28 protein-coding genes and 4 tRNA genes are annotated in these 24,135 nt (G+C 44.3%); 22 read left to right on the forward strand and 10 right to left on the reverse strand.

Translation table 11 applies throughout. From position 1 onward, the window contains the following. The 4 genes from ACLWOR_RS07390 (at position 1) to ACLWOR_RS07405 (ending at position 2,800) form a co-directional block, all read left to right on the forward strand. On the forward strand, positions 1-309 hold the full coding sequence (locus ACLWOR_RS07390; protein ID WP_413940060.1) for a hypothetical protein: 309 nt from the start codon (positions 1-3) through the stop codon (positions 307-309). A 17-nt stretch (positions 310-326) separates the two neighbouring features. Continuing rightward, the gene (gene serS, locus ACLWOR_RS07395) at positions 327-1,634 is read left to right on the forward strand and encodes a serine--tRNA ligase (protein ID WP_413940061.1); all 1,308 of its coding nucleotides are present in this window, start codon (positions 327-329) and stop codon (positions 1,632-1,634) included. A gap of 71 nt (positions 1,635-1,705) precedes the next feature. Next, positions 1,706-1,795: transfer RNA gene (locus tag ACLWOR_RS07400), tRNA-Ser, on the forward strand. Positions 1,796-1,912: 117 nt separating this feature from the next. Continuing rightward, a complete protein-coding gene (locus ACLWOR_RS07405; RefSeq protein ID WP_413940062.1) occupies positions 1,913-2,800 on the forward strand; it encodes a hypothetical protein in 888 nt (295 codons plus the stop codon). Here ACLWOR_RS07405 and ACLWOR_RS07410 read toward each other — a convergent pair whose 3' ends face one another. From ACLWOR_RS07410 to ACLWOR_RS07420, 3 genes are all read right to left on the reverse strand, one after another. After that, entirely contained in the window at positions 2,801-3,967 is a 1,167-nt protein-coding gene (locus tag ACLWOR_RS07410; protein ID WP_413940063.1) for a sensor histidine kinase, read from the reverse strand. Positions 3,968-4,257: 290 nt separating this feature from the next. After that, complete coding sequence (gene infA / locus ACLWOR_RS07415) at positions 4,258-4,479, reverse strand: translation initiation factor IF-1 (protein ID WP_413940064.1); 222 nt, start codon at positions 4,477-4,479, stop codon at positions 4,258-4,260. A gap of 101 nt (positions 4,480-4,580) precedes the next feature. After that, on the reverse strand, positions 4,581-4,889 hold the full coding sequence (locus ACLWOR_RS07420) for an RNA recognition motif domain-containing protein (protein ID WP_413940065.1): 309 nt from the start codon (positions 4,887-4,889) through the stop codon (positions 4,581-4,583). A gap of 294 nt (positions 4,890-5,183) precedes the next feature. On the opposite strand from ACLWOR_RS07420, the gene ACLWOR_RS07425 reads away from it, so the two are divergent. After that, positions 5,184-5,834: an SRPBCC domain-containing protein gene (locus ACLWOR_RS07425; RefSeq protein WP_413940066.1), complete on the forward strand. Its 651-nt coding sequence runs from the start codon at positions 5,184-5,186 to the stop codon at positions 5,832-5,834. A gap of 11 nt (positions 5,835-5,845) precedes the next feature. Further along, on the forward strand, positions 5,846-6,478 hold the full coding sequence (locus tag ACLWOR_RS07430) for a DedA family protein (RefSeq protein WP_413940067.1): 633 nt from the start codon (positions 5,846-5,848) through the stop codon (positions 6,476-6,478). On the opposite strand, the gene ACLWOR_RS07435 is transcribed toward ACLWOR_RS07430, so the two are convergent. Further along, the gene (locus ACLWOR_RS07435; protein ID WP_413940068.1) at positions 6,426-7,985 is read right to left on the reverse strand and encodes a phosphoenolpyruvate carboxykinase; all 1,560 of its coding nucleotides are present in this window, start codon (positions 7,983-7,985) and stop codon (positions 6,426-6,428) included. The two genes, ACLWOR_RS07430 and ACLWOR_RS07435, sit on opposite strands and share 53 nt — an antisense overlap. A 136-nt stretch (positions 7,986-8,121) precedes the next feature. On the opposite strand from ACLWOR_RS07435, the gene ACLWOR_RS07440 reads away from it, so the two are divergent. The 7 genes from ACLWOR_RS07440 to ACLWOR_RS07470 all read left to right on the forward strand — a co-directional run bounded on the left by ACLWOR_RS07440 (position 8,122) and on the right by ACLWOR_RS07470 (position 14,393). Next, the gene (locus ACLWOR_RS07440; RefSeq protein ID WP_413940069.1) at positions 8,122-8,589 is read left to right on the forward strand and encodes a nucleoside deaminase; all 468 of its coding nucleotides are present in this window, start codon (positions 8,122-8,124) and stop codon (positions 8,587-8,589) included. 58 nt (positions 8,590-8,647) lie between these two features. Further along, on the forward strand, positions 8,648-10,684 hold the full coding sequence (locus ACLWOR_RS07445; protein WP_413940070.1) for a hypothetical protein: 2,037 nt from the start codon (positions 8,648-8,650) through the stop codon (positions 10,682-10,684). Between the two features lie 4 nt (positions 10,685-10,688). Beyond that, the gene (locus ACLWOR_RS07450) at positions 10,689-11,141 is read left to right on the forward strand and encodes a hypothetical protein (RefSeq protein ID WP_413940071.1); all 453 of its coding nucleotides are present in this window, start codon (positions 10,689-10,691) and stop codon (positions 11,139-11,141) included. Between the two features lie 46 nt (positions 11,142-11,187). Next, on the forward strand, positions 11,188-11,697 hold the full coding sequence (gene queF / locus ACLWOR_RS07455; protein WP_413940072.1) for a preQ(1) synthase: 510 nt from the start codon (positions 11,188-11,190) through the stop codon (positions 11,695-11,697). Positions 11,698-11,885: 188 nt separating this feature from the next. Then, the gene (locus ACLWOR_RS07460; protein ID WP_413940073.1) at positions 11,886-12,245 is read left to right on the forward strand and encodes a hypothetical protein; all 360 of its coding nucleotides are present in this window, start codon (positions 11,886-11,888) and stop codon (positions 12,243-12,245) included. Positions 12,246-12,268: 23 nt separating this feature from the next. Continuing rightward, positions 12,269-13,192 (forward strand): hypothetical protein, encoded by a 924-nt coding sequence (locus tag ACLWOR_RS07465; RefSeq protein ID WP_413940074.1) that lies wholly within the window; start codon positions 12,269-12,271, stop codon positions 13,190-13,192. Continuing rightward, entirely contained in the window at positions 13,173-14,393 is a 1,221-nt protein-coding gene (locus tag ACLWOR_RS07470) for an N-acetyltransferase (RefSeq protein ID WP_413940075.1), read from the forward strand. The genes ACLWOR_RS07465 and ACLWOR_RS07470 overlap by 20 nt, the downstream gene beginning before the upstream one ends. Before the next feature lie 74 nt (positions 14,394-14,467). Here ACLWOR_RS07470 and ACLWOR_RS07475 read toward each other — a convergent pair whose 3' ends face one another. Further along, entirely contained in the window at positions 14,468-14,959 is a 492-nt protein-coding gene (locus ACLWOR_RS07475; protein ID WP_413940076.1) for a hypothetical protein, read from the reverse strand. A 172-nt stretch (positions 14,960-15,131) separates the two neighbouring features. Then, a tRNA-Ser gene (locus ACLWOR_RS07480) sits at positions 15,132-15,224 on the reverse strand. A gap of 144 nt (positions 15,225-15,368) precedes the next feature. Between ACLWOR_RS07480 and ACLWOR_RS07485 the strand changes: the two genes are divergently transcribed. The 3 genes from ACLWOR_RS07485 to ACLWOR_RS07495 all read left to right on the forward strand — a co-directional run bounded on the left by ACLWOR_RS07485 (position 15,369) and on the right by ACLWOR_RS07495 (position 16,117). Next, positions 15,369-15,445: transfer RNA gene (locus ACLWOR_RS07485), tRNA-Arg, on the forward strand. A 90-nt stretch (positions 15,446-15,535) separates the two neighbouring features. Next, the gene (locus tag ACLWOR_RS07490) at positions 15,536-15,988 is read left to right on the forward strand and encodes a hypothetical protein (RefSeq protein WP_413940077.1); all 453 of its coding nucleotides are present in this window, start codon (positions 15,536-15,538) and stop codon (positions 15,986-15,988) included. 53 nt (positions 15,989-16,041) lie between these two features. Then, positions 16,042-16,117, forward strand: a tRNA-Asn gene (locus ACLWOR_RS07495). A 226-nt stretch (positions 16,118-16,343) separates the two neighbouring features. Here the strand turns inward: ACLWOR_RS07495 and ACLWOR_RS07500 are convergent. Then, positions 16,344-16,760 (reverse strand): hypothetical protein, encoded by a 417-nt coding sequence (locus tag ACLWOR_RS07500; protein ID WP_413940078.1) that lies wholly within the window; start codon positions 16,758-16,760, stop codon positions 16,344-16,346. A gap of 250 nt (positions 16,761-17,010) precedes the next feature. On the opposite strand from ACLWOR_RS07500, the gene ACLWOR_RS07505 reads away from it, so the two are divergent. The 3 genes from ACLWOR_RS07505 to groL all read left to right on the forward strand — a co-directional run bounded on the left by ACLWOR_RS07505 (position 17,011) and on the right by groL (position 19,658). Next, positions 17,011-17,487: a hypothetical protein gene (locus ACLWOR_RS07505; RefSeq protein ID WP_413940079.1), complete on the forward strand. Its 477-nt coding sequence runs from the start codon at positions 17,011-17,013 to the stop codon at positions 17,485-17,487. Between the two features lie 141 nt (positions 17,488-17,628). Continuing rightward, positions 17,629-17,916, forward strand: a complete 288-nt coding sequence (groES, locus tag ACLWOR_RS07510; RefSeq protein WP_331339357.1) for a co-chaperone GroES — start codon at positions 17,629-17,631, stop codon at positions 17,914-17,916. Between the two features lie 95 nt (positions 17,917-18,011). Continuing rightward, positions 18,012-19,658, forward strand: a complete 1,647-nt coding sequence (groL, locus tag ACLWOR_RS07515) for a chaperonin GroEL (protein WP_413940080.1) — start codon at positions 18,012-18,014, stop codon at positions 19,656-19,658. Positions 19,659-19,827: 169 nt separating this feature from the next. On the opposite strand, the gene ACLWOR_RS07520 is transcribed toward groL, so the two are convergent. Next, positions 19,828-21,429: a hypothetical protein gene (locus ACLWOR_RS07520; protein WP_413940081.1), complete on the reverse strand. Its 1,602-nt coding sequence runs from the start codon at positions 21,427-21,429 to the stop codon at positions 19,828-19,830. Between the two features lie 77 nt (positions 21,430-21,506). Between ACLWOR_RS07520 and ACLWOR_RS07525 the strand changes: the two genes are divergently transcribed. Genes ACLWOR_RS07525 through ACLWOR_RS07535 form a run of 3 tightly spaced genes read left to right on the forward strand, consistent with a single transcriptional unit; the run spans position 21,507 to position 23,385 of the window. Continuing rightward, the gene (locus ACLWOR_RS07525) at positions 21,507-22,703 is read left to right on the forward strand and encodes a hypothetical protein (protein WP_413940082.1); all 1,197 of its coding nucleotides are present in this window, start codon (positions 21,507-21,509) and stop codon (positions 22,701-22,703) included. 42 nt (positions 22,704-22,745) lie between these two features. Further along, on the forward strand, positions 22,746-23,138 hold the full coding sequence (locus ACLWOR_RS07530) for a response regulator (RefSeq protein WP_413940083.1): 393 nt from the start codon (positions 22,746-22,748) through the stop codon (positions 23,136-23,138). Beyond that, a complete protein-coding gene (locus tag ACLWOR_RS07535) occupies positions 23,125-23,385 on the forward strand; it encodes a hypothetical protein (RefSeq protein ID WP_413940084.1) in 261 nt (86 codons plus the stop codon). Before ACLWOR_RS07530 ends, ACLWOR_RS07535 begins: the two co-directional genes overlap by 14 nt. Before the next feature lie 66 nt (positions 23,386-23,451). Here ACLWOR_RS07535 and ACLWOR_RS07540 read toward each other — a convergent pair whose 3' ends face one another. Together ACLWOR_RS07540 and ACLWOR_RS07545 are read right to left on the reverse strand one after the other, a co-directional pair. Then, positions 23,452-23,670 carry a hypothetical protein gene (locus tag ACLWOR_RS07540; protein WP_413940085.1) on the reverse strand — a complete coding sequence of 73 codons (219 nt, stop codon included), beginning with the start codon at positions 23,668-23,670 and terminating at the stop codon, positions 23,452-23,454. Positions 23,671-23,859: 189 nt separating this feature from the next. Further along, positions 23,860-24,123 carry a hypothetical protein gene (locus ACLWOR_RS07545; RefSeq protein WP_413940086.1) on the reverse strand — a complete coding sequence of 88 codons (264 nt, stop codon included), beginning with the start codon at positions 24,121-24,123 and terminating at the stop codon, positions 23,860-23,862. Positions 24,124-24,135: the final 12 nt, after the last annotated feature.

A 24,135-nucleotide genomic window follows, 5' to 3' on the forward strand; every position in this document is an offset into this window, starting at 1 on the left:
ATGGGAATCGGTGATAAAATGAAGGGATTTGCAACAAATGTTCAAGGGGGGGTGAAGTCCTCGTCGATGACAGCTTTGCATATTTTCTTGCGACTCATGACGGGTTTAGCCCTTGGACTCACGATTGCTCTGATTGGCCAAGAGTTCGTTCAGTATGGAACATTCGCTCTGATTTTCTGCATGATCGTGGTGCTTGCAGTCATTATGAAAACCCTCTCCGGGTGGAGTATCGGGCAGATTTTAATCTTTGATTTGATCTGCATTCTTGTCGCGATGCTATTAAGAATGTATATACTGGTCGCGCCTTAAGCGCGAAGGACTAAGCCATGATTGATATTAAACTTCTCGAGAAAAAAGCAGAAAACGGACAGCCATCTTATTATGATGAGTACAAACAAGCCCTCATCAACCGTGGCGCTTCGACAGACATTCTTGAAAACATCATGGATCTTTCCAAAAAGCGTAAGGAAATGATCACGCAGGCTGAATCTGCAAAAGCCAATCAAAACAAATTAAGCGCCGAGGTTGGAAAACTAAAGCGTGAAGGTAAAGATGCGTCTGGCATTTTGGCGGAAGTAGATACTTTAAAAAGCCAAGTTAAAGATCTTGAAGCCAAAGCTGCTGAAGCGGATCAAGACGTAACGAATTTGCTTTTGACGATTCCAAATAAACCACACTCTTCTGTGCCTGTTGGATCTTCCGAACAAGACAATAAAGTTATTGCGACTGCAGGAACGCCGACAAAGTTTGCTTTCAAAGCAAAGCAACACTTTGAATTGGGTGAAGCTCTGAATATTATTGATTTTGAGCGCGCTGGTAAAGTTACGGGTGCCCGTTTTGCTTTTCTTAAAGGAGCATCGGCACAAATGGAGCGTGCACTCATCCAATTTATGATGGATTTGCACTCTCAAAAGCACGGCTATACAGAGATGATTCCGCCATTCATGGCAAACAGTAACAGCTTGCTTGGAACTGGTAACTTCCCGAAATTTAAAGAAGACGTGTTTCATCTTGAAGGCACGGACTACTATTTGATTCCGACGGCTGAAGTTCCGGTGACGAATTATTTTAATAACGAAACTCTAAATGAGTCTGAGTTACCGATTAGCTTCTGCGCTTACTCTCCTTGCTTCCGTTCTGAAGCCGGTAGTGCCGGTCGCGATACGCGTGGTTTGATTCGTCAGCATCAATTCAACAAAGTGGAACTGATGACGTTTGCTCACCCAGATAAATCGTACGATATCCATGAAGCCTTGGTGTCGCATGCAGAACAAGTTTTGAAAGATCTGGAACTTCCTTATCGTAAGATGCTTCTCTGTACGGGCGACATGGGTTTTGGATCTGCGAAAACGTATGACCTAGAAGTTTGGTTGCCGGGACAGGATGCTTATCGTGAGATTAGTTCTTGTTCTAACTTCGAAGATTTCCAAGCTCGTCGCGCGAACATCCGCTTTAAACCAGAAGGTGGTGGTAAGCCTCAATTCGTTCACACATTGAATGGATCAGGCTTGGCAGTAGGCCGTACAGCTGTTGCGATTCTTGAGAACTACCAACGTGAAGACGGTTCAGTGGCGATTCCAAAAGCGTTGCAGCCGTACATGGGTGGTAAAACCGAAATCCGCTCTGGGAAATAATCTGTTGGCCCGATGCGTTATGGGCCAACATCTACTTGAACACTCTCCTCAAAACCCATAAAACGGTCGACGGAGAGTTGGTAGAGTGGTTGAATACACCAGTCTTGAAAACTGGCAGCCCTTCGCGGGGCTCGAGGGTTCGAATCCCTCACTCTCCGCCATTTTAGGCTCTTCGGCCTTCTTCTTATAAATCTCTTAAATTTAAATTTTATAAAACCAGACGGGTTTCTAATTTCTTTGGCATTGTTTCTTAAATAATCGACAATGTTTTTAGCCTCATGAAACAACTCTTCACGGTTTTCGTTTTAGTTTTTCTTTTTCTTAAAACCCACGCGGATACACACAACCGTTTGGATATAAATGCGCCTACAATTGTCTGGGCATTTTCTAGTTTAGGCGACAAAGTTCCAACGGTTCAAAACAGTCTGGTGACCAATCGTCATGAACTCTTTCGGATGTACTACCGCGAATTAAGCGATCATCACCACAGCATGATTTCGGCTACGATGCCTCGGATTGAAAAAGAACTAAAAAACAAAAGACTGGTTTGTTTCCCAGGAAGTTCGGAAGCCGAGCGTCGCAAAGAGTTTTCTTATCTCACGCCTCAGTATGTGCAACCGTCACCGCGACTGATTGTAAAAAAAGAAATGGCGGATCTTCTAACCGACAATGGAAAAAAATCGATCAATCTTAAAGAGATTTTGCTCAATAAAAATCTGAGAGGAATTATTGGAGAGGGCCGATCTTACGGGCCGACGATAGATAAAATTCTAGCGTCAACACCTCACCATCTGCGTGTCGTGCTAGCGGAAATGTTCAGTCCGAACACGTTCAATATGATTGAAACGAAACGTGCTGATTACACGATCGAATATGCTTTTATCGCAAAGTCTTTTAAAGAAGGACAGCCGCGATTTTCTGATCTTGTAAGTATTCCGTTTTCGGATGTTGAACCGGCAATGGTTCAGTACCTGGCGTGCTCGAAAACTCCAGAAGGACTCGAGGTTGTTCGTCGGGCCGATAAAATTATTCGGGATCATGTTAAAAATTCTTCTTATTGGACCGGCGTTTTTGAATCTATTCCGGCAAATGAGAAGGAAAAGTTCCAAAAAGAAATTAATAAGTTTATTTCCGAACGAATCAAGCATGCGGTTATTATTCAATAACTACTTTTTCTTCCCTATTGAAAAATAAAAAGTTGAGCCTTTTCCGATTTCGGAATCTGCCCAAATCTTGCCACCGTGAAGTTCGACGACCTTTCTACAGGTCGCAAGCCCAATGCCGGCACCTTGAAACTCATTTTTACCGTGAAGTTTTTTGTAGAGGGCAAAAATGGATTCTTTTTCTTTTGGATCGAATCCGATCCCGTTATCTTGGATAGCGAAAAGCCAATCGTTCGTTCGTTCGCTCGCTGTGATGGTGATGTGCGGGGGATTTTCTCCACGGAACTTAATGGCATTGGCGATGAGATTCTGAAATACCTGCCCTAAAAGGGCAGCGTCACCGTAGACAGTGGGGAGCTCATTAAATTCGATTTGCGCATTCTCGCGTTCGATTGTTTCGGCAAGGTTTTGCAGAACGGAGGCCATCACTTCGTTTAAATCGACATTGGTCATTGAGTGATCCGACTGAGAAATATGGGAGTATTCAAGCAAGCGATCAATCAAACTGAGCATGCGGGTTGAAGTTTGCTTCATGGTTTGAATCAGCTTGTTGGCGTCAGGACTCAGACTATTCTGATTCTCTTCTTCTAACAAATCCAGATAAGAATAAATTGTGGCTAGAGGAGATTTTAAATCGTGAGCTGCAATGGCAGCGAATTGTTCAAGCTCAGAGTTGCTGCGTTCTGCCGCTTGCAGGGCTTTCCTGAGCTGTTCGTTTTGAACAGCCACAAACTCTGAAGTTGATGCTGAAACAATGTGGTCAATCGCTTTATCCGTGAAGTCTCGAACCTCGAACTGAAAAAAACCGTGTTGTTTAATTTCATCACTGAGTATTTCACGCAAAAGACTGAATTCTTTTAGAAGTTGGGGAATGAAATATCCCTCCAAAGATGCGCGCTCGCCACCATGGATTGTCGACATAGCCCTCTCTGTTAAATATTCTACTGAGGGTTCGTCATGGCTAAGCTCATTGGCAAGCTCATCAAGAAAAACTCCAAGAGAGTCAATGACCACGGGAATGGTATTTCTGTTGGAAGGCGGAACTTCTTTTAGAACCGATTGCAGCCAACGCTCGATAATTTCTTCTTTATGAGTGCGGAGGTGGTTTGCGAACAAGACGTTTTGTGTCTTTAAATTGCACTCACTGACGAAATTGGGAGTTGGCTCCATGAAAAGACCTTTCTGAGATTTGATAGTCGAATGCTCGAATAACAGAATCTCAATCAAGGTTACACGCAGAGCTGACGGAATTTAAGAGGAACCGAAGAACTACACCTTCAGGCTTTTCCCGCAATCGACACAAAACAGATCCCGATTTTTTCGGCGTTCTTGGTGTTTTGTTTCGTTGCATACGTTAGATATGGCAGATGTCAGTTTCTCTCCGCAATTAGGACAGAATCTGACAGCTGGATTTATTTTACCATGATTCATGTTTCGACAAATTGTTTTTGGATCTTTCACTAAATTTTGTGCCTGTGTGTGATAAGGCCATGAGTAGGATCGTAAGGTGAAACACCCACGGTCACGCGGTCTCCGACGACGACTTTGATGTTGAAGCGTTTCATTTTACCGCAAAGGCGCGCTTTAATAGGAAGACCATTTTCAAGAGTAACGAAATAAATTCCACCGCCTGTAAGGTCAGCAACTTTTCCTTCGACCTGAACCAGATCATCTTTTGCCATGAGGACTCCTTATAAAATATTTAAATCTTCTTCTTAAGAACGCGGAAAGCCGACCCTATTGAGGGGTCGGCTCGCAGCGAACAACAACTAACAAATAAAAACTAATAAGAACGACGCGAACCAAATCCACCACTGCGACGAGCGCCGCCACCTTCGCGAGGGGCTTGTGGTTTTGCTTCGGAAACATTCAATGCGCGACCCGAAAGCTCTGCACCATTTAATTTTTGCAGTGCTGTCTGAGCTTCGTTTTCAGATGACATCTCAACAAAAGCAAAACCCTTGCTACGGCCTGTTTCGCGATCCGTGATGACATTTGCAGAATCAACAGTTCCATACTCAGAAAACGCTTGAGCCAATTGCTCTGAATCAACGTTAAATGAAAGGTTACCGACGTAAAGTTTTTTTCCCATATTTGCCTCCTTAAAAGCTAGGGGCCATTTCGCAGAAGACAAAAGGGAATCTAATGAACCTGAGAGAACGACTTGTAATGCAAGTAGAACACAGTGGAGCGAAAGTTAATAGGCCCGAATCGCATCGTGAATTTATTAGTCTGATTTTGTTCTCAAGTCGGTCACCGCGCACTTGAGACGAAATTTTCATTCAACTTTCTGACATAGATCTAGTCTGAGCCTGACTTTTTCCCAGCATTGAGGCGGCGCAAATGATTTTGACAGAGAAAATAAATGCGGCTGTGATGATGATCTATGGCGAAAAAAGCAGTGAGCAAAAAGAAATCTGAACCCAAAATCACCAAAATAGGCCGGGTGTCTGCAGAGTCTGTTGTCAAAGGAACTGGAAGAAATTGGGACGAATGGATTGCGATATTAGATAAAAACGGAGCGCGCAATCAAACCCATCAAGAAATCGTCGCTTTCTTAGCTAAGAAATACAAACTCACAGCATGGTGGCAACAAGGCGTGACGACTGCGTACGAAATTCACATCCAGCGTCGAGCTGAAGGGCGCAACACCAAGGGTGAGTATATGCTCACCTCCACTAAGACACTGAAGTGTGACGCGAAAAAACTTTGGAAGTTTTTAGTGTCGAACGAAGGAGTGGCTATTTGGTTAAAGCCGCTTTCACCTGTAAAAATAAAACCCGGAGAACCGTTCGAAACAGAAACCGGAGCTTACGGCGAAATTCGTACAATGAAAGCACCCGATCGCATTCGCATGACATGGCAAGAGCCGGAATGGACGAAAAAATCTGTTTTGCAAGTCTGGGTGGTGGGTCGCGCGAATGGGAAATCTATTTTGGTATTTAATCATGAGCAACTGCGTGATGGCCGGCTTCGTCATCAATTAAAAGAACACTGGATGGATGTTCTTGTTGCGGTGAAAGAACAGGTCGAATAGGATCAGCCTCTATGACACAACTCATTGATATTATCTTACACCTTGATGCGCATCTCGTTGAGTGGATGGCTATGTTTGGTCCTTGGATCTATGTGATCATGTTCCTGGTGATCTTTTGTGAAACGGGATTGGTGGTTACACCCTTTTTACCGGGTGACTCGTTATTATTTGCACTGGGTGCCTTGGCCACGGTGCCGGATGGTTTGAATGTGTGGGTTCTCTTAATCAGTCTCACAATAGCAGGCATCTTAGGTGATGCGGTAAATTATCACATCGGTAAATATCTCGGCCCGAAAGTTTTTGAATCGAACAGCCGCTTCTTTAAAAAAGAATATCTCGATCAAACTCGTGCTTTCTATGACCAGTGGGGAGCATTCACGATCGTGGCGGCTCGTTTTGCTCCAATCGTGAGGACTTTTGCTCCGTTTGTTGCGGGTATCGGCTCAATGAGCTATCGCAAATTTGTGGCCTACAATATTGGCGGCGCTATTGCGTGGGTCTTCACATTTATTCTAGCAGGCTACTTCTTCGGTAACCTGCCAGTGGTGAAAAGAAATTTTCATATCGTGATCTTCGGCGTGATTTTCGTTTCTATATTGCCGATGCTGGTTCCTTGGGTGAAGTCTCGCCTGAAGAAGTCTTAAGCTTTTTAAGTTGTTCTTGAAACTGCTGCGCAAGTGCCTGCGCAGCTTGTTTGTATTCTGTAGCCGAAGCCCAGGCTTTTTCGGGATTTAAAACATCAACCGAGATGTCGCGGACCTTAGCAGGAACTTGCAATCCAAAAATAGGATCTTTATCCATTTTAACATCATCAAGCTCGTGATTTTGGATTGCGCGAATAATTTCGCGTGTTGTTTTAATTGGAAAACGCTCGCCCACTCCGTATGGACCGCCCGTCCATCCTGTATTTACCATCCACACGTTGATGTTGTACTTTTCTAAGTATTTGGAAAGTAAGCTTGCGTAGTCTTGCGGGTGGCGCAGCATAAACGGAGCGCCAAAACATGTTGAGAATGTCGCCTTCGGACTTTTAACGCCGATCTCTGTGCCAGCAAGTTTCGCAGTGTAACCGAGAATAAAAAAATCCATAGCTTGTTGACGCGTGAGTTTGGCTACCGGAGGCAAAACTCCGAATGCATCGGCGGAAAGAAAGAACATATGTTGTGGCAATGGACCTTGTCCTGACGGCTCTCGGTCCTCGATGAACTCCAGCGGATAACTTGCCCGACCATTTTCTGTAAACGAAGAATCAAAGAAATCAATAGTCCCTTTTTCGTAATTAGCAGAGACGTTTTCTAAAAAAGATGAAAACTGAGTGGATGCCTTATGAATGCCAGGTTCGGTATCGGCGGCAAGTTTAAAAGTTTTTGCATAACAGCCGCCCTCGAAATTAAAAAGACCTTTTTCCGAGAGGCCATGCTCGTCATCACCAATTAAAAAAGTGCCAACATCGGTCGAGAGAGTCGTCTTACCTGTTCCTGAGAGTCCGAAGAAAACAAAGCTCTGACCTTTGCTATTCAGATTAGCACCAGAGTGCATAGGCAGAATACCTTTGGTCGGCAATATGAAATTCATAATCGAGAACATGCTTTTTTTGATTTCACCAGCGTACAAAGTACCTATGATGATAGTTAATTTTTCTTTAAAGCAGGTGACAATCGCAGTGCCACTACGAAGACCATATTTTTTGGGATCAATTTTCATGTGAGGTGCGTGCAAAATGCCATAAGTTTCGTGCGCTTTGGGTTGGCGATTTTTAAACATGTATTGCGTAAAAAATGCCGCTGAAGGCATTTCGGAGACAAACTCGATATTAAGCGCATAGTGTTCGCTGTTTCCAATGGATCTCTCGGTGGCGAAAAGTTCGCCTTGAGAACTGAGGTATTCCTCAACATCTTTGCGAAGTGCGTGAAACTGATCTTGCGAAATCGATTTTAAATTGTTTTCCCACCAGATGGACTTTTCGCTGACAGAGTTCATCACCACGAACTTATCGTCAGGCGAGCGACCGGTGTGCGTACCGGTTTGAATAACGAGTTCTCCGGAGGGCCCCAGGGTAGCTTGCTTTTTCTCGAGGCTCTTACCCATCAGATACGATTTATGAGAGTTCAAGTGGAGAAGCTGAGAATTGAAAGTGGAAAAGAAAGACATAGTTAAGAACCTCCTAAAAAGTGTGGTGAGAATGTCACGGGGCAAGGACGAGAGTCTTCTTACAATTTGTTCATTGCTAAAATGAATAAGCCCTCACTTGACTATAAGCTCTATGGCTCCTAATTTTATGCGAACTATGGAAATGAAGTTTATGCTGAGAGCCGTTGAGCTCTCGAGAGAAAATATGCAAGCAGGGGCTGGTGGGCCCTTTGGCGCTGTCATCGTAAAGGACGGCAAAATTGTTGGGGAAGGTTGGAACAAAGTCACTTCTTCAAATGACCCTACAGCACACGCCGAAGTGTCAGCTATTCGTGACGCTTGCTCTAAAATAAAGGATTTCTCCCTCGAGGGTGCGGAAATCTACACAAGTTGTGAACCTTGCCCGATGTGCTTAGCGGCGATTTACTGGGCCCGTATCGATAAAATTTATTACGGAAACACTCGCAAGGATGCTGCTGACATTCAGTTCGATGATGATTTCCTTTATCAAGAGATTCCAAAAGACATCAAAGACCGCAAAATTCCTATGATTCAATGTGGGCACTCAGAAGCACTCAATGTTTTCAAAGAGTGGACAGCTAAAACCGATAAGGTTCCCTACTAAGGTCTGAGTTCTCAGATCAGGACTCCAGTTCAACCCTTAAGTCAGGGAAAATGAAAGAATGAGAATTTTTTCACTTTCCCTGTCTTTATTGTGCGTTTTATTTTTCTTCGGATGTGCTCATCCTGAAAAACAAATTCCGCGGGACATTGCTTCTCTTCAAGCTACGGGCGGGATGGAAGGCATTTGGTTTGTACAAGGAACAAGTTCTTCTCGCGGTCCCTACAATGGTGAAATTGAACTGCGTAAATCACACGATGGAACATTTGATGTTGTTCGTATTGTTACTTACATCAATTCATTTTTCGATGGCCTGAAAATCCAAGAAGTTTGGACAGGAAAAGCTGTTGCAACAGCCGACTCACTCACAATCACCTACGAACTTAAGCAAGCAGATTTTATCACTCGTTTAGGAACACAAAAACGTGCGGCAAGTGAGTTCGCTGCGCCTTTAACCGTAAACACGCGCTTTATTCCTTCTAACAAGGGACTGGCAACTCAGTTTAGCGATAAAAAATCTTCAAGCTACACAGAGTGGATCACAACCAGAAGAGATCTGGAAGCCGCCCCCCTCTGGATGAATCAAAGACAGAGCCTTGATGCTAAAGGAAAAAACATTCCCATCATAGTAAGAGCGGCAATTAATTTAGCAAAAAAAGATATTGGTTTCGATAAAGACCCGTACGTAAAATCTTTCAAAAGTCGTCCCGAGTTTAAAGACGAACGCCCGACCATTATTTTTGATCCCACTGACTTTCAGTTTTATCGCGAAAACAAAGATACGATTCGCCTAGTAAATAAAATTACGGACGATATCAGTATTACGGAATCGGTCGCGAAACGAAATGCATACTCGCCTTCACTTGAAGACAAAGCAAAAGGCTTTGATAAAAATACCCCCCAACATCACATCAACGATGCGGGAATTTTGTCCTATGCTTTGCTTGATGATAACGGGAAATTTGTCAGTTATTCTGCTGACGGAGATTCGGGTCTGTGGACGGGGATGTATCTGGCGTCGCAAGCCATGCGCTACAAAGTGACAAAAGATGTGGAAGCTTTAAACAATGTACGTCGTACTCTAAAAGGTCTTTTCGCAATGATGGAAATCACCGGAGATCCAAAGGAGTTTGCAAGAACTGTGATGCCATATCGTGCAGGCGATCCAATCCCCGACCGTTGGAAGCAAGGCCGGGGCAAGTATGCGAATTTCATTTACATGGAGGGCGGAAACAACGATATGCTTCGTGGAATTACGCACGGATTCCTGTGGGCCAGCCAAGTTTTGCCTAAAGCAGACAAGGAACTTTGGGCGCAGCTTGAAACGAATGCCAAAGCGTTGATCCATTTGAATGTCGTGCGCGAAAAATCTCAGAACAAACCCGCAGCCTTGGGACTTGCGGCTTTGATTGCTCACGATCAAAAAGCGCGCGAAGATTATGACTCTTATTATTCGACTCTGAAAAAGAAAATCGAGATGAGTTGGGATAGTAGTTTCTATTGGCGGGGCACGGCTGACTGGAGCGGAATTAACCTCAGTATGGTTGGCGACATCAATGACATCGTAATCGCGGATCTTCTGGGAAATACAAAAGCTCGAGATGTCATGCGCGAACGTTTGATGGACTCATGGGTCACTTATGAACCTGCTCAAAGACATCTTCTCACGATTGCAGCTTATACGTTTGCTTATCGTCACGGTGTGCGCGGTGATAACTATCGCAATGAATTTAAGGACGACAGCCGTTTTATCGCGGCGATGGCAAGAATGCCTTGGGGCTTAAGAGAAATTCCTTATCCGCGCCCGAATGTCGACGTGTCGATTGATCATTCTTTGAACCCTGACTGGTGTTTGTCACCGATTCCACGTTTGTTCTGGAAGGCTGTGAATAAACCTGAACCTCCGGTTGAGTATTTCTATCAGGGTTTGGTGAGCTATCCCGTTTTTGAAATGAATGCGTTTGATAGTAATTTTGTTTGGAAAGATTCGGCGTTTATTTATCGCGCGAATCATGCAAAAAACCTCGAACTTACCGGAGTCGATTACCTGTATGCCTACTGGCTTGCACGTTACTCTGGTGCACCGAATGTGGATTGATAAAATGAAACTGTGGAAAACTGTGTTGGCAGTGTGGATATGCATTAGCACGAGCCTTTCTTATGCGAGTGACAGCAATGAATTTTCCGGTTGTGGGGAATATGAAGTGAACGGTGTTATTGCCAAACCTGGCAAACTCCGTGTTGTGAAAGTTAAAGGTGTGAACGGCGAAATCACCTTGGACATGGATGAAGACCTGGAAGAGGTTTCTCAGATCTTTATGGATAAGGCCGTCACGGTGAACGGGAAAATTTTATCACCTCTTGAGAAAAACCGAGGCCTGCTACAAAGCACGAAAACGGCGAAAGAGATAGCCGAGATGAGAGCCAAGGACAAACCCTTTAGTGCTCGTTTTGACAGGAATGACATCCGGGAGCGCACTCCAGATCCATTACACCCAGAGTGGGAAGCTGGCTTTAAGCTCGTGAACAAACTTCCTTGCCGTAAAAAGAAATAGGGTCGGATCTTGATCTTTTCGGGGGGCTTCGATAGAAGATTCCCTTATGAAAAAAACTGGCAGAGACGCAAAAGAACTAAAGAATTTCGCCCTTGGCGAAAACGAAACCAAATATCCTGAAACCTACGCTCCGGAAATTTTGGAAGCTTTCGACAACAAAAACCCCGGCAAGATCGCTTGGACAACTTTTGTTTGTACCGAGTTTACTTCTTTGTGCCCGAAAACTCGCCAACCTGACTTCGCCAAAATCTTTATCAACTACATCGCTGATAAAAAAATGGTCGAATCAAAATCTTTGAAATTATATCTTTTCAGTTTCCGAAACCACGGCGACTTCCACGAAGACTGCGTGCAAACGATCTGCGATGACTTGGTGAAATTGATGAAACCAAAATACATCGAGGTGATTGGGGAGTTCACTCCGCGCGGGGGTATTGCCATCTATCCTTACGCAAACTACGCAGTGAAGGACAAATTCTTCCAAGGCTTGTATGAAAAGCGCATGAGCGAATACGCCCCAGGCAAATACTCCATGGAGCTTTCAAAGCTTTATTAATACCCAAAAAAGGCCGCCATCGAGCGGCCTTTTTTATTTCCAGAGCACCTCTTCAATCTCGGACTACTGTCCTTAAAATCGGACAAATCGATGCTTTAAAGCCCCAAAACGAACCTATTTCTTTTTAAGTCCGGCACGGACTCTGCTTTATGCGAACGGCAAGGAACTGTTCAATAAAGGAGAACAAAATGAATAAGAAAACGATCATGGGTCTTTTAATCGTAGCGAATCTTTATGGCCAAATGGCGTCAGCAAATGAAGTCGTGGTATCTGAGGGCCGTTTACAAAATATCTCTGCTGCCGAGATTTCGATTTTGATCAGTGAAGGCGCTGTTTCGATAAAGGGGAACAAAGCAGTATTGAATCTACAAAAGCTGGATTCCATGTTGAAAGATAAGGCGCAACTTCAAAAGTTAGCTAAGGAAGCACAAAGCTCGTCTGCGCGATTCGTTCCATACGGAAACTCACTCAGAGCAGACCAACTTGTCGAGCAGAAAGATCTTGTGAATGCATTGAGCTCACGCTTTGTACCCTACGGTAATACATAGTTTAAGAAGATCGAGGAGTCCCCATGGAAACACAGCTATTTAACGATTGGCTCGAGTTGATGTCGGATACGCAAAACGCATTAAGACACCCCATGGGGACTTCGATTTGGATTGATGGAATTGAAACTCTTCAGACGCTAACCTCATCGACTTTTTTTAAGATAGAAGATGACAAAACAGAGGAAGAGAAACGCGCCTTACGCTTGCTTTCTTTAGCCAGAAGAGAAGAGCTGCCGCAAGATAATTTTTGGGTTTCAGGTCATTCTTGTCTGATGATGAATTCTCCCCTTTACCGCAACATTAACAGTCAAGCTGCTTATGGAAAAACGCCCTATCGATTTGTTGAGGACGACACTGGAAACTTCTGTCCTTGGACCAACTCAAGTGAACTTGGTAAGAAATTTTACTCAGTTCATGAAGGCCAGATTCGTATCCCTTTCTATACGTTCAACCATGAGAATACACATTTATTCTTTAAGGACATTTATTCCAATTTACCAGTCAGTGATCATGAACTTTATGAATTGATCGTGCTGGTAGAGTGGTTTTGCATTTCAGCTGATTTAATTCTTGCTTATGACCTCATGAGTACAAATCAATACTATGCATTTAAGGAGCTTTGTCGAGTTCCTTACAAACAAGGTGAAGAGAATAGTTTTACCAAGTATTGTAAAAGCATTGAGTCTGCGAACAACTTTTCGAATGAATTTCGAAAGGCTTTTCTGGATGCCGTAAAAATTCCTGAAGTTTTTGATTTGATTTCAGAAGATACTTTGGCGAAGCACAGGTCATTTGCGAAAGAGGTAGTAGTGCAAAGTTCACGCAAGATTCCTTCTCAAATGTCAGCAGATGAATCTCGTGCGTTGTTATATAAGCTCAAGACTGCAAGTTTATCCGATCTCGTTTTCGAATTTCTGGGAGTTCAGTATGAGGAAAATGGAAACTAAATACTCAAGTATCTCACCATTGCGAGAACTCCGATTCTCAAGCGTTTGCACTGCGGAAAGTTCTGGGAAGAAATATTTTCTGAAGTCGTCTTTAGATAGCGAAACTTCTCGAGAGCATTTTCTAAACGAAATAAATTTTCATAAAAAAGCCGGCGCCATCAAGCGCGTCGTGCCTCTGTTGGACACATGTGAAATCTCAGGTCAGGATTTTTTGGTTTATCCGTTTATTGAAAAAGATCTGCTTGAACTTGTGGGAAAGGTTTCTTCTCAAGAAGTTCTCTTCGACATTCTTATGCCGTTACTTGATTGTTTAGAAAGCGTTCACCTTTCGGGGTTCGTTCATGCTGATATTAAGCTTGAAAATATTCGTTTGGACGATGCAAAGGGTATAAAGGTTTTTCTTTCTGACTTTGGCAGAGCGGTTGAGGTTGGAAGCTTTGTTCCGCATCAAATAGGCTCGTTATCGCAACATATTCCGCCTGATACTGTTCTGACACCTCAGTTAGATTTGTATTCGATTGGGGTTGCGACATTTCAGCTTCTTTTCGGTTTGGATTTTATTAAGAAATTTCAAATGGCCGGACGAAAATTTCAGCTGCTCCCAGAGTCGCAGGAGGTCGATCCCTTGTTGTTACGTTTTATTGAAATTGCGACGGAATCATCGGCGGTAAATCGTTTTAAGGATGTTGCACATGCGCGGAGTTTCTTGAAGAACGAAATAGACTCGCGATTGAGTGTTGAGAAGTACAACTTGGATCGGTATTTCGAATTCTACCTTGAATGCATGCGCGATATTTTTATCGAGAGCCAGAGATCAACTGCCGATTATGAGCAGTTCATTGGACCTTGGGGTGAAAAGTATTATCACAGACTCAAAAAATGGAACGGACTTTCTACTGCCGCTCTCTTGCATTTAAAGGCAGGCAATGATTTGGTTGGCATCTGTGAAGCTACTATCCGTGAGAACGGCACAGGGCTTATCAGTTCTATTTACCTGCGACCTCAATTTCGCGGACAAGGTGGGGCTCAAATATTGGAAAGAGCTATCATCGAATTCTTTTCGAACAATGGAGTTTTTGAGGTTCATTTGAATGTGACAGAAACCAATGAGCGGGCAATTGCCTTTTATCGCAAACAAGGTTGGGAGTTCGTTACGAGCACTCAATACCCAGGTGCTATTCAGTTCGTAAAAAAGATCTGAACAGAAACAAGTCCCTATGAATGGAAAAGATTTTCCAAATAAAAAAGGCCGCTCGATGAAGCGGCCTTTTGTTTTTAAAGTCTCGAAGAGAAATGCAATGTGTATGTGCGACCGTTCACTTTCATTGTGATCACTCGCGGAGTCTGACTTGTCGGCGTCCCACCCATGTTGTTTTCTCTAGTGAGTTCCGCTGTCACGGTGACGTCCATCTCGTCACGAGCTTCTTTGCCCCATGAACCAAGACGTCTTTCTCCTGCTTCAGTTAATGGAAGCACTTCTGCTTTGTAAGTAACAGATGTTTCTGTTTCTGAAGACTTCACTAGACGCAAAGGCATTGAGTAAAGATCAGATTTGATCGCAGCTGCATAGCAGTGGGTTACGGTACAGTGGTTTGAGTCTGTTGCGATAACAACGTACTCAGGACTTCCCGTCATCATGAGAGTGGCTGTTCCCACGCCCTCTTGATAGGGGGCTTTATAAATATAACCTGATTGAAAAAAGATACTACCAGCAAAAGCTTGGCTAGAGATCACAGTTAAAAGAGTCGAAAGAAAAAGACGTTTCATATGAGCCTCGAGGTTAGGGTTTTTCAAACACGCGAGGTTTAACAGCAAAGGTCGTTCCGGGAAGGGTGCGCGTTATTCGTTTTAAATAGCGACGGAGATGCCTAAGCTTTTGACTAATACCCAGTCTGGGCGTTTCTTTAACATACTGTGATGGGGATTTTATAGGCACAAATGGCGGAGAGAGCGGGATTTGAACCCGCGGTACACCTTTTGAGTGTACGAGCGTTTAGCAAACGCTTGGTTTCAGCCACTCACCCACCTCTCCGCGGCCGAGTCTTAACGACTGAAGGATTCAAACTGCCATAGCGGGGGCCTTTAATCAAGGATTTGACCCGACTCTTTTTGTAAAATTAGCAAGAATGCTTGATTTTTCCCTGGCCGCAGACTATCTATACGTCTCTTTCACAGTGCACTCGTAGCTCAGCTGGATAGAGTACTTGACTACGAATCAAGTGGTCAGAGGTTCGAATCCTCTCGAGTGCACCATTTTTTCCCTTTATTTTTCCCCAAAACACAACGCGACGCATACAAAATTCCTGCTTTTACTTCACAGTCCAAGCGGCGAAGATATTTTCCATGAAAACATCCTTCTTTTTTAAAGTCGCTATGATGGCAATCGCCTTTGGGGTCGTCGTTTATTCTATTAAAGAGCTCCGCTCGCCTGATTTTGAGCGTAAAACTATGGATCCCGACAGTGCCTTGGCTGTTTTAATCGGCAGCGATTATCGCCCGTATGCGTGGTGTCCAAAAGGAACAGAGAAGATCGATATCTATTCAGACTCAGGCGAAGTTTTAAAAACTCTAACCGCCCCAGCAGATATCAGCGCGCTTTGCGAAATCATGATGGGGGCTGTTTCGGCGACAGATATTAATGAAGCCAAATTTGTCCAACGTATGGGAGCGACAAGCTCCGATAAGACCTCAGTTATTATGGAGCAAATCCCGGGTAAGGCGCTGTTCCGAGTTAAGGGCATGTCATTCAGCTCTCCTATGCTGGTTAAGGCTTTGGAGAGACAGCAGGCCCAGTAGGAAATCTGTTTGACAAGAAAAGCCCAAAGCTTTAATTTGGCCCTTCACCGAGTTCAGAAGTAGCTCAGTCGGTAGAGCAAGCGGCTGTTAACCGCTGGGTCGGGGGTTCGAGTCCCTCCTTCTGAGCCAACTATTATTAGTTGTGAAATTTAAGCCCTTGGAGCAATCCAGGGGTTTTTTTTTGCCTTTTTTCTGGCGACAGACAAAGAACAAGAAGCCCTTCGTTACTGATCTAAATTACGGAAATAATAATACAAACTTATAACTCAGTCATTGCTCATGGGTTGCGAAGAACCAAAAAAAATGGGTAGCTCGTGCTACCCATTTGAGTTTTTGTTTCGAGGAAAAGTGAAAATTAGAGTGCTGAACAGAAATTTTCAATAGCTTGAACTGTGCAGTTCATTTGAAATTGCGCGCCCGCATCGCCGTCAAGATCTACGTAAGAAATTGTTCCTGGTTGAACAGAGCTGTTACCTGATTTTGTAAATTTAAAATCAACAGCAACACCATTGCTTTCAGATTTGGCTGCAATTGTCAGAGTGGAATCTGTGCAAGACAGTTTTTCTACTTTGTATGGAAGTGGGCGAATGCCGTATGGGATGTGTGCATCAATCCAAAGATATTTGTCGCCGTTGACTTCTTTGCTAACTGCCAGACGCAAATCTGTTGTGAAGATATCGTTTGAATAAGGACGAGTGCAAAGAGTCGCGTGGTTTGCGAATGCGAATTGAGCTGTTGCAAAAACCAAGAATGCCACTGCATATTTCATCATAGGAAAGCTCCTTCATAATAAGAGAAGGCGAAGTATTACTATGAAAGTTTCTGCCTTAGTAGTTACTTAGGCGAAAATCGCGAGTGGTTTGTAAAGTTTAGCTGTAAAGCCAAATGCGTCTCATAGTAACACAATTGGGCCCCTAAGGGTTTGCCAGATCGACTATATTGCAAATGGGTCATATTTAGGCCGGGCACGGGCCTTGTATTGATGGCTGCTGAATTTAAAAGTACGTCTGTCGGAGGCCCTAATGTCCCAGTTCTTTAAGCATCTGCCCATGCTCGCTTTTGCTTTGCTGATTTCTATGTCAGCGCACGCAGGGGTGGGAGTGAAAAGCTATCGTGAGTGGAAAACCGAGAAGGTCACTCAGGCTTCACTGCGCGTAAACTCCGTTAAGGCGCAATTAGATAAGAAAACCGATCCGAACCTAGCCATGCGTTCGAAAACACAGATCGAAGGCAAAAGCCCTGTCACTGAAAAGCTCGAAAGAACTCTTCGCGCCGAGCAGTATGATCTTGAATTGGCTAAGGATCTGTCCGTTACCGACTACTTCGTTGGGTATCTCACAAAGGTCCAAGATAAAAAGGCCGCATTCCAAGAAGTGGCTGGAAAACTGAGTCCAGAAGAAGTGGCAGAGCTGATGACTGCTTACGCAAACTCGGTATTTGGGGCGCATCAATCGGACCTTCCGACGAGTGCCAATAACCTTCCTAAAGAACTAAAGTAAACTCCTGAAATTTCTGAAATAATCATCGCGTCAAAAGAAAAATTCCCCCTACCTAACTTGACATATACACAGGGCGATTCATATTACCTCCACTAGATTAAAAAATAAGCTAATGGAGGCTTTTGTATGGCTAAGAACGAAATCGGCGTTCGCCCTCTTCACGACAGAATTTTGGTTCGCAGAATGGCAGAGGAAGAAAAAACTGCTGGCGGACTTTTCATCCCAGACACAGCTAAAGAAAAACCTCAAAAAGGTGAAATCATCGCTACTGGTAAAGGCCGTATCACTGAAGACGGTAAAGTACTTCCTTTGGAAGTTAAAGTTGGCGACAAAGTTCTTTTCAGCAAATACGCAGGCACTGAGTTGAAACTCGAAGGTGCTGAGTATTTGATGATGCGCGAAGAAGACATCTTGGGCGTATTTAACTAGCTGGCTGGCGCTTCGACTTTGTCGGAGGCTGGTTTTCACTCCCGACTTTGTCGGAGTAGATTTCAAATTTTAATAAAATCTAAACGGAGTAAATTATGTCTAAAGTATTAGTATTCTCAGAAGACGCTCGTGGCCACATCCTTAAAGGTGTGAACACTCTTGCTAACGCTGTAAAAGTAACTTTGGGACCAAAAGGTCGCAACGTAGTTATCGATAAATCTTTCGGTTCACCTTTGATCACTAAAGACGGCGTGACTGTTGCGAAAGAAATCGAACTTGAAAACAAATTCGAAAACATGGGCGCGCAAATGGTTAAAGAAGTTGCTTCTAAAACCAATGACGAAGCTGGTGACGGTACTACAACTGCAACGGTTCTAGCTCAAGCGATCTACCGCGAAGGTGCTAAACTTGTTTCTGCAGGTCACAACCCAATGTCAATCAAACGCGGTATCGACAAAGCAGTAGCTATCGTTATCGACGAATTGAAATCAATGGCGAAACCAGTAAAAGGTTCTAACGAAGTTGCACAAGTTGGTGCAATCTCTGCAAACAACGATAAAGAAATCGGTCAAATGTTGGCAGATGCGATGGATAAAGTCGGCAAAGAAGGCGTTATCACTATCGAAGAATCTAAAACTGCTAAAACTGAAGTGACAGTTGTAGAAGGTATGCAATTCGACCGCGGTTACCTTTCTCCATACTTCGTAACTAACGCAGAAAGAATGGAAGCAGTTCTTGAGAATGCTTACGTTCTTGTTTACGACAAAAAAATCTCTTCAATGAAAGATATGATCGGTATCCTTGAAGGCGTTGCTAAGCAAGGTCGTCAATTGTTGATCATCGCTGAAGACGTTGAAGGTGAAGCATTGGCAACTCTAGTTGTTAATAAACTTCGCGGCACTCTTCACATCTGTGCTGTTAAAGCTCCTGGCTTCGGTGACCGCCGTAAAGCTATGCTTGAAGACATCGCGATCTTGACTGGCGCGAAAGTGATCTCTGAAGATATCGGTCGCAAACTTGAGCAAGCAACTGTTGCTGACTTGGGTATCGCGAAACGTATCGTAGTAGACAAAGACAACACAACAATCATCGATGGCGCTGGTAAAAAAGCGGACATCACAGGTCGTGTTTCTGCTATCAAAGGTCAAATCGAAGAAACTTCTTCTGACTACGACAAAGAAAAATTGAAAGAGCGTTTGGCTAAATTGGCTGGCGGCGTAGCTGTTATCCACGTTGGTGCTCCTTCAGAAGTTGAAATGAAAGAGAAAAAACACCGCGTAGAAGACGCTTTGAACGCGACTCGCGCAGCTGTTGAAGAAGGTATCGTAGCTGGTGGTGGTACTGCTTTGCTTCGCGCTTCTCAAAAAGTTGATAAAACTAAATTCTCTGAAGAAGAGGCATTCGGCGCGATGATCATCAAACGTGCTTGCGAAGAGCCAATTCGTCAAATTTCTACAAACGCAGGTCTTGATGGCGCGATCGTTTTGGATCGTATCCTTCAAAACAAATCTGTTGCATGGGGTTTCAACGCATACTCTGACGAATACACTGACCTAATCAAAGACGGTGTTATCGATCCAGTTAAAGTTGTTCGTTGCGCTCTTACAAACGCAGCGTCTGTTTCTTCTTTGATGCTTACTACAGAGACTATGATCGCTGAAGCACCTAAGAAAGAAACTGCAATGCCAGCTCCAGGCGGCCACGATATGGGCGGCATGGGTGGTATGGGCGGCATGATGTAATCTCGGCAAAGCCGGATTACATCCGCCGAAGCTCTTGCGAAGGCGGATCCTACATTCAAAGCTATCCGCCGTCGCTGAAGCTATGGCGGATAGAAAAAGCCTGGGGAGACCCGGGCTTTTTTTATGTCTGACTTAATGCTGTGCGCGCCAAAAAAGTACGGCGTACCTCCTAGAAGGAGTATTCGACGCCGCCGAAGAGGGTTGTCATTTTGTGGCTGATAGTTGTTGCGGAATTTTCTCGGGTCCCCGTTCCGCTAAAATCGGAATCGTAGTATTCAAACAACAATTCGCCGTGAATCTTGAAGCGTTTTTGCATTCTGTAGTCGACGAAAAATCCAAACGAATTGATTTTGCTTTTTGAAGATGAACCGCTCGTTTTTCCTGATTCGCTTAAGCTTGGATTGAAATACAAATCAAACTTTGCGCCGATATCCACAGGGACTTCCTCAGAGACTGGGAATTGTCCAGCAAGTCCTAAAAGCAAACCACCGTACTGCATTTTTGTGAATGCTGTTGGTGTGCTGGAATCAACGTTGAACGTTGTACTTTGATAGCCACCAGTGAATTGCAACTTCGGCCCAAAGAACTCATTGGTAAGAAGGAAATTATAACCAACACTGACTCCGTATTGAGCCATCGACATGTTAAGACTTCCCGGCGACGAGCCCGTCAGGTCATTGTCGACTGAGAATACGGATTGTCTGAGGACGGCTCCCATGAACCATTCAGGGTTCAGCCACAATTCACCACGCACCATCAGGTTCGGTGCCATGTTGTTGCTGCCGCTAACTGATCCCACTGTGTCGAGGTCGGCATTTTGTTTGTATTGCGAAAGTCCCGCCAGTAACTGCACTTTACCGTACTGCGGATTTGATTCCGGCAGCCACTCTTGTGGATCTTCGCCGAACGCGACTTCTTTGTCGGGACGTGTGCTGATATCTTGAAGAACTTTTCCAGATGGAGTCACGACCGGTGTTGCGTATTTTACGAATTCATCGGGGAGAACTTTTGATCCAACGGCAATCACGCCGGGTTCTTTTTCCATTTCAACGTAACCGAAGCTTAAGTACGGTTCGACTTTAAAAAGTTTCACACGACCTAAAACTTCTTTTTCTGTGCTGACCATGAAATGCAATTTCGGATGACGATTGACCTTGATGATTTGCACGATGGAAACGCGGCTATCTGGTTTGAGTCCATAATTACTGCCCAGATTCAATGTCACTTGCTGCCCGCGACGGCTCAGGATGCTGGCGCGGAAAGGCATTTTATATTTGATGTTCTCAAATAATTTTCTGACTTCGCTTTTGACTTCAGAGAGGTCAAAGCCTTTATAGTCTGTGAGTGACTCTTGCACCAGTGGCAATCCATCACGGCCCACGAAAAGTGTCAGAGTAATCGAAAGACCTTTTGGTCCTCGCAAAATTTTTGAAGTGAGAGCGGCCTCGCTGTTGCCGGCCTTCAGAATTTTTTGAACGTCAGCAGGGTTCTCATCTAAGATCTCTGATTTAACTTTCAGATCCTTTGGCATTTCCGTAAGCGACCATTGCTTATCGTCGTTGAGAAGTTGACGAAGCTCTTCTTCCACCGGGCGCGAATAAATTCCACCGACGTTATCCGTAGTCGGTACTAAAACGATCGATTTAATCGCTAGATCTTGGTCCACAGCACTCACGTAAGTGTTCTGGGCATTTGTCTGGGCAAAAACCGACGAAGAGATCGAAATGAGGCAGGACATCAGGATGGAAATACTGAGAGGAAATGTCTTCATAAAATAATTCTGCCTTCAGTCATAATTCCCGTCAATTTGACATCAAGTAATTCGGACCGAGAGCCGAAATAAAAATCATGAAATTCAGTCAGCGTCTTTCTATTTTTTTAGGACTTAGTTTTTTTGTCTCTCACGGATTTGCGCAGTCTAGTCTGGAGGGCTTCTCTACCGGTCGGTACGAAGTTCGTCAGTCATCAAATGCGAAAGCCAAAGGCAGAAAGCCCTCGTCTGATGAGAGTATTGAAGTAAAAACCGTTTCAGCTGAGGAAATGAATAAGGCAGTTGAGGATGTAAAGCCCGCGGAACTCCCAAAGCGTACGAAAAAATCAGCTGAGCCTGTCGAGGCGCCAGCAGTTGAAGTTGCGACGCCAGCACCTTCGCCGACACCGGCAATTCAAACTAAAGAAGCCGTTTCAGCTGTCGCGTCCCCGGGAGCTCCTACAGCATTGGAAGAAAAGAAAGAAGTTGCCGAACCTGGACTTTCGACCCAAGCGCAAAGCCTGTTCAATGACGGCGCGAACAAGGTTTATGAGTTCTATAAAGAACAAATTCATGAAGATGACATTCGCAACAACCGCCTGGAGATCGAAGTCGCTCCGGTTGTGATGTATAACGATTCTTCTTCGAACTATTCGTTTCGTGATTACCAAAGTTTCTTTAACGCCATGAAGGTTCGTGCAAACGTATGGTTGACTCCTCTTATTGGCGTCAGCGGTCAGATCCTGTTTTCGTTTGCGGCGGATGTTGATTCGATCATGGATTCTTCGCGCGTCAGTGCAAAATATGAAGCCATGGATTTGGGGCTGAATTTCCGTAGGTTCTTTGGAATGTCTCGTAAGTCGAATTCACTCGAGTTCTCAATCTTAATGTCTGAAAATAAAATGACAGTTCCGAGCGATAATACGTCACGTGCGCGTTTGAAATCAAACGGCTTTGGTGTCGGTATTAAGGCGCGTCTGCCAACGTCTGTGAACTATGCATGGGCGATCGGTGGAAGTTTCTATCCGCGATTGCAGCATGACGAGTCAGAAACAGGCGTTGCAATTAACTCTGGATCCTTGTCAGAAGTTTCCCGTGTGGGTCTTGATTTGGGTGGCGAGTGGAAATTCGACCGCGAAAATCAATTAATCTGGAATTTAGGAATCAGCTCGGAGCGCGATGTCTTTGACGGAGCAGCGGGACTCCCAGACCCAAGAACAGGTACAACGCCTAACAATGTCAGTGTAACTGACACTTTCTATGGCTTTTCACTAGGCTATCGTTGGGGTCACTAAAATCCTCTCATCAAAGGTGAACGCACTCTCTATACTGATTGTATGAAAGTGCGTTTTGCTATTGCCGATGATGCACCCTTTTTAAGGGAATTAATTAAGAACATTCTGAACAGTCAGGGTTGCGTTTGCGTCGGTGAAGCCGGGAATGGCGAAGAAGCCATTCGCTTGGTGCAAGAAACTCTGCCTGACGTGATCTTTTTAGATATGGTCATGCCCGTGCGCAATGGTCTTGAGACGGCGCGCGCGATCAAAGAACTTCATCCTGAAGTAAAAATCATTGGCTGCTCCACTGTCGACAACGTGGAACTTATTCAGCAAGCGCACGACGCAGGTTTTGATTCGTACTTAACAAAACCATTTACTCGCGAACAAGTTATTCAAGAACTTTCAAAAGTGTTACCGCAACAAGGAGAATCTTCACATGGAAGAACTTAAGTTTGTTTTGAAATGCTTCCTTTTCACAGCCTTGCTCGTTGTTTTGATGCAAGTGAAAGTGGGCGGAGCCTCTATCGAAGCTTACTCATTTCATTGGTTGCGCAAATCAACTGTGTCTCAATACATTCAAAGTGTCGCTGCTGGTGGCGCCATGGCGATTCGTAACCTCGGAACGAAGGTGAAAGAGGGCGTAGTCAGTACGGTGGATGGATTCCAAGAAGGCGCTTCCGAAAAAGCTGTGCGATAAAATAAAAAAGGAGAAAGCCTGGGGGGATGGGCCTTCTCCTTTTTCCTTACAATTTAATTCTAAGTACTAGCGAATTACTTTAGTGCCTTTAACAGGTGCTGTATCTGTCTTAGCAGAAGCGAATGTTTGACCGCTTGTATCTGCGAAGCGACCTGCGTTTACTTTGTCTTTGCAAACTGTAGTTGTTGCATTCATACCTTTACTCAATGAACCAACAGTCGCGAATGCTGCTGACGTTGATACCATTACAGTTGCTACAGCCATCAATTTAACAAAAGTTTTCATAGTGCTCTCCTTGGGTAAGAAATAATCTTCTTACAGATCTCTAGTGCAGCGGATATGCCAGGAAAAGCGTTTCAAAATGAGACGTGCCAGACGTCATTTCAAGGGGTTAGCGGAGTTTGAAGGCAATAAAAAAGGCCCTGACGAAACAGGGCCTTTTTGTGTAATTGAATTGTAAAGAAACTAGACAGTCTATTGAGTCGCGCCAGACGTATTTGCAGGCGATGTGTTCTCGTCCGCACCAGTTGCTTCTTTGCTTGGATTGGTGTTGTCGAGCAGTCTACCATTAAACTTGTTCTTTTCGCAGGCAGTACACTTCTTAAACCCCATCTCAGCTACATTTCCACCTTGAGGAACGAGAGCTTCATTGGGTTCAGTGCCCGGATTCACCGACTGTTGAGCCCAAGCAAACGAGAATCCGATCACAATTGAAAACGCTAGAAAAATCTTTTTCATAAAACGCTCTCT

The organism is Bdellovibrio sp. HCB2-146, assembly GCF_047345725.1.
GTDB lineage: Bacteria > Bdellovibrionota > Bdellovibrionia > Bdellovibrionales > Bdellovibrionaceae > Bdellovibrio.

Coding starts and splice junctions, on each gene's coding strand:
- ACLWOR_RS07540 (WP_413940085.1), bottom strand. CDS start 23,670: ATGAAAACTTTTGTTAAATTGATGGCTGTAGCAACTGTAATGGTATCA.
- ACLWOR_RS07490 (WP_413940077.1), top strand. CDS start 15,536: ATGAAAACATCCTTCTTTTTTAAAGTCGCTATGATGGCAATCGCCTTT.
- ACLWOR_RS07520 (WP_413940081.1), bottom strand. CDS start 21,429: ATGAAGACATTTCCTCTCAGTATTTCCATCCTGATGTCCTGCCTCATT.
- ACLWOR_RS07390 (WP_413940060.1), top strand. CDS start 1: ATGGGAATCGGTGATAAAATGAAGGGATTTGCAACAAATGTTCAAGGG.
- ACLWOR_RS07430 (WP_413940067.1), top strand. CDS start 5,846: ATGACACAACTCATTGATATTATCTTACACCTTGATGCGCATCTCGTT.
- groL (WP_413940080.1), top strand. CDS start 18,012: ATGTCTAAAGTATTAGTATTCTCAGAAGACGCTCGTGGCCACATCCTT.
- ACLWOR_RS07425 (WP_413940066.1), top strand. CDS start 5,184: ATGGCGAAAAAAGCAGTGAGCAAAAAGAAATCTGAACCCAAAATCACC.
- ACLWOR_RS07525 (WP_413940082.1), top strand. CDS start 21,507: ATGAAATTCAGTCAGCGTCTTTCTATTTTTTTAGGACTTAGTTTTTTT.
- ACLWOR_RS07435 (WP_413940068.1), bottom strand. CDS start 7,985: ATGTCTTTCTTTTCCACTTTCAATTCTCAGCTTCTCCACTTGAACTCT.
- ACLWOR_RS07405 (WP_413940062.1), top strand. CDS start 1,913: ATGAAACAACTCTTCACGGTTTTCGTTTTAGTTTTTCTTTTTCTTAAA.
- queF (WP_413940072.1), top strand. CDS start 11,188: ATGAAAAAAACTGGCAGAGACGCAAAAGAACTAAAGAATTTCGCCCTT.
- ACLWOR_RS07440 (WP_413940069.1), top strand. CDS start 8,122: ATGGAAATGAAGTTTATGCTGAGAGCCGTTGAGCTCTCGAGAGAAAAT.
- ACLWOR_RS07465 (WP_413940074.1), top strand. CDS start 12,269: ATGGAAACACAGCTATTTAACGATTGGCTCGAGTTGATGTCGGATACG.
- ACLWOR_RS07535 (WP_413940084.1), top strand. CDS start 23,125: ATGGAAGAACTTAAGTTTGTTTTGAAATGCTTCCTTTTCACAGCCTTG.
- ACLWOR_RS07505 (WP_413940079.1), top strand. CDS start 17,011: ATGTCCCAGTTCTTTAAGCATCTGCCCATGCTCGCTTTTGCTTTGCTG.
- ACLWOR_RS07445 (WP_413940070.1), top strand. CDS start 8,648: ATGAGAATTTTTTCACTTTCCCTGTCTTTATTGTGCGTTTTATTTTTC.
- ACLWOR_RS07475 (WP_413940076.1), bottom strand. CDS start 14,959: ATGAAACGTCTTTTTCTTTCGACTCTTTTAACTGTGATCTCTAGCCAA.
- ACLWOR_RS07410 (WP_413940063.1), bottom strand. CDS start 3,967: ATGGAGCCAACTCCCAATTTCGTCAGTGAGTGCAATTTAAAGACACAA.
- ACLWOR_RS07500 (WP_413940078.1), bottom strand. CDS start 16,760: ATGATGAAATATGCAGTGGCATTCTTGGTTTTTGCAACAGCTCAATTC.
- infA (WP_413940064.1), bottom strand. CDS start 4,479: ATGGCAAAAGATGATCTGGTTCAGGTCGAAGGAAAAGTTGCTGACCTT.
- ACLWOR_RS07470 (WP_413940075.1), top strand. CDS start 13,173: ATGAGGAAAATGGAAACTAAATACTCAAGTATCTCACCATTGCGAGAA.
- ACLWOR_RS07420 (WP_413940065.1), bottom strand. CDS start 4,889: ATGGGAAAAAAACTTTACGTCGGTAACCTTTCATTTAACGTTGATTCA.
- ACLWOR_RS07530 (WP_413940083.1), top strand. CDS start 22,746: ATGAAAGTGCGTTTTGCTATTGCCGATGATGCACCCTTTTTAAGGGAA.
- serS (WP_413940061.1), top strand. CDS start 327: ATGATTGATATTAAACTTCTCGAGAAAAAAGCAGAAAACGGACAGCCA.
- ACLWOR_RS07450 (WP_413940071.1), top strand. CDS start 10,689: ATGAAACTGTGGAAAACTGTGTTGGCAGTGTGGATATGCATTAGCACG.
- ACLWOR_RS07545 (WP_413940086.1), bottom strand. CDS start 24,123: ATGAAAAAGATTTTTCTAGCGTTTTCAATTGTGATCGGATTCTCGTTT.
- ACLWOR_RS07460 (WP_413940073.1), top strand. CDS start 11,886: ATGAATAAGAAAACGATCATGGGTCTTTTAATCGTAGCGAATCTTTAT.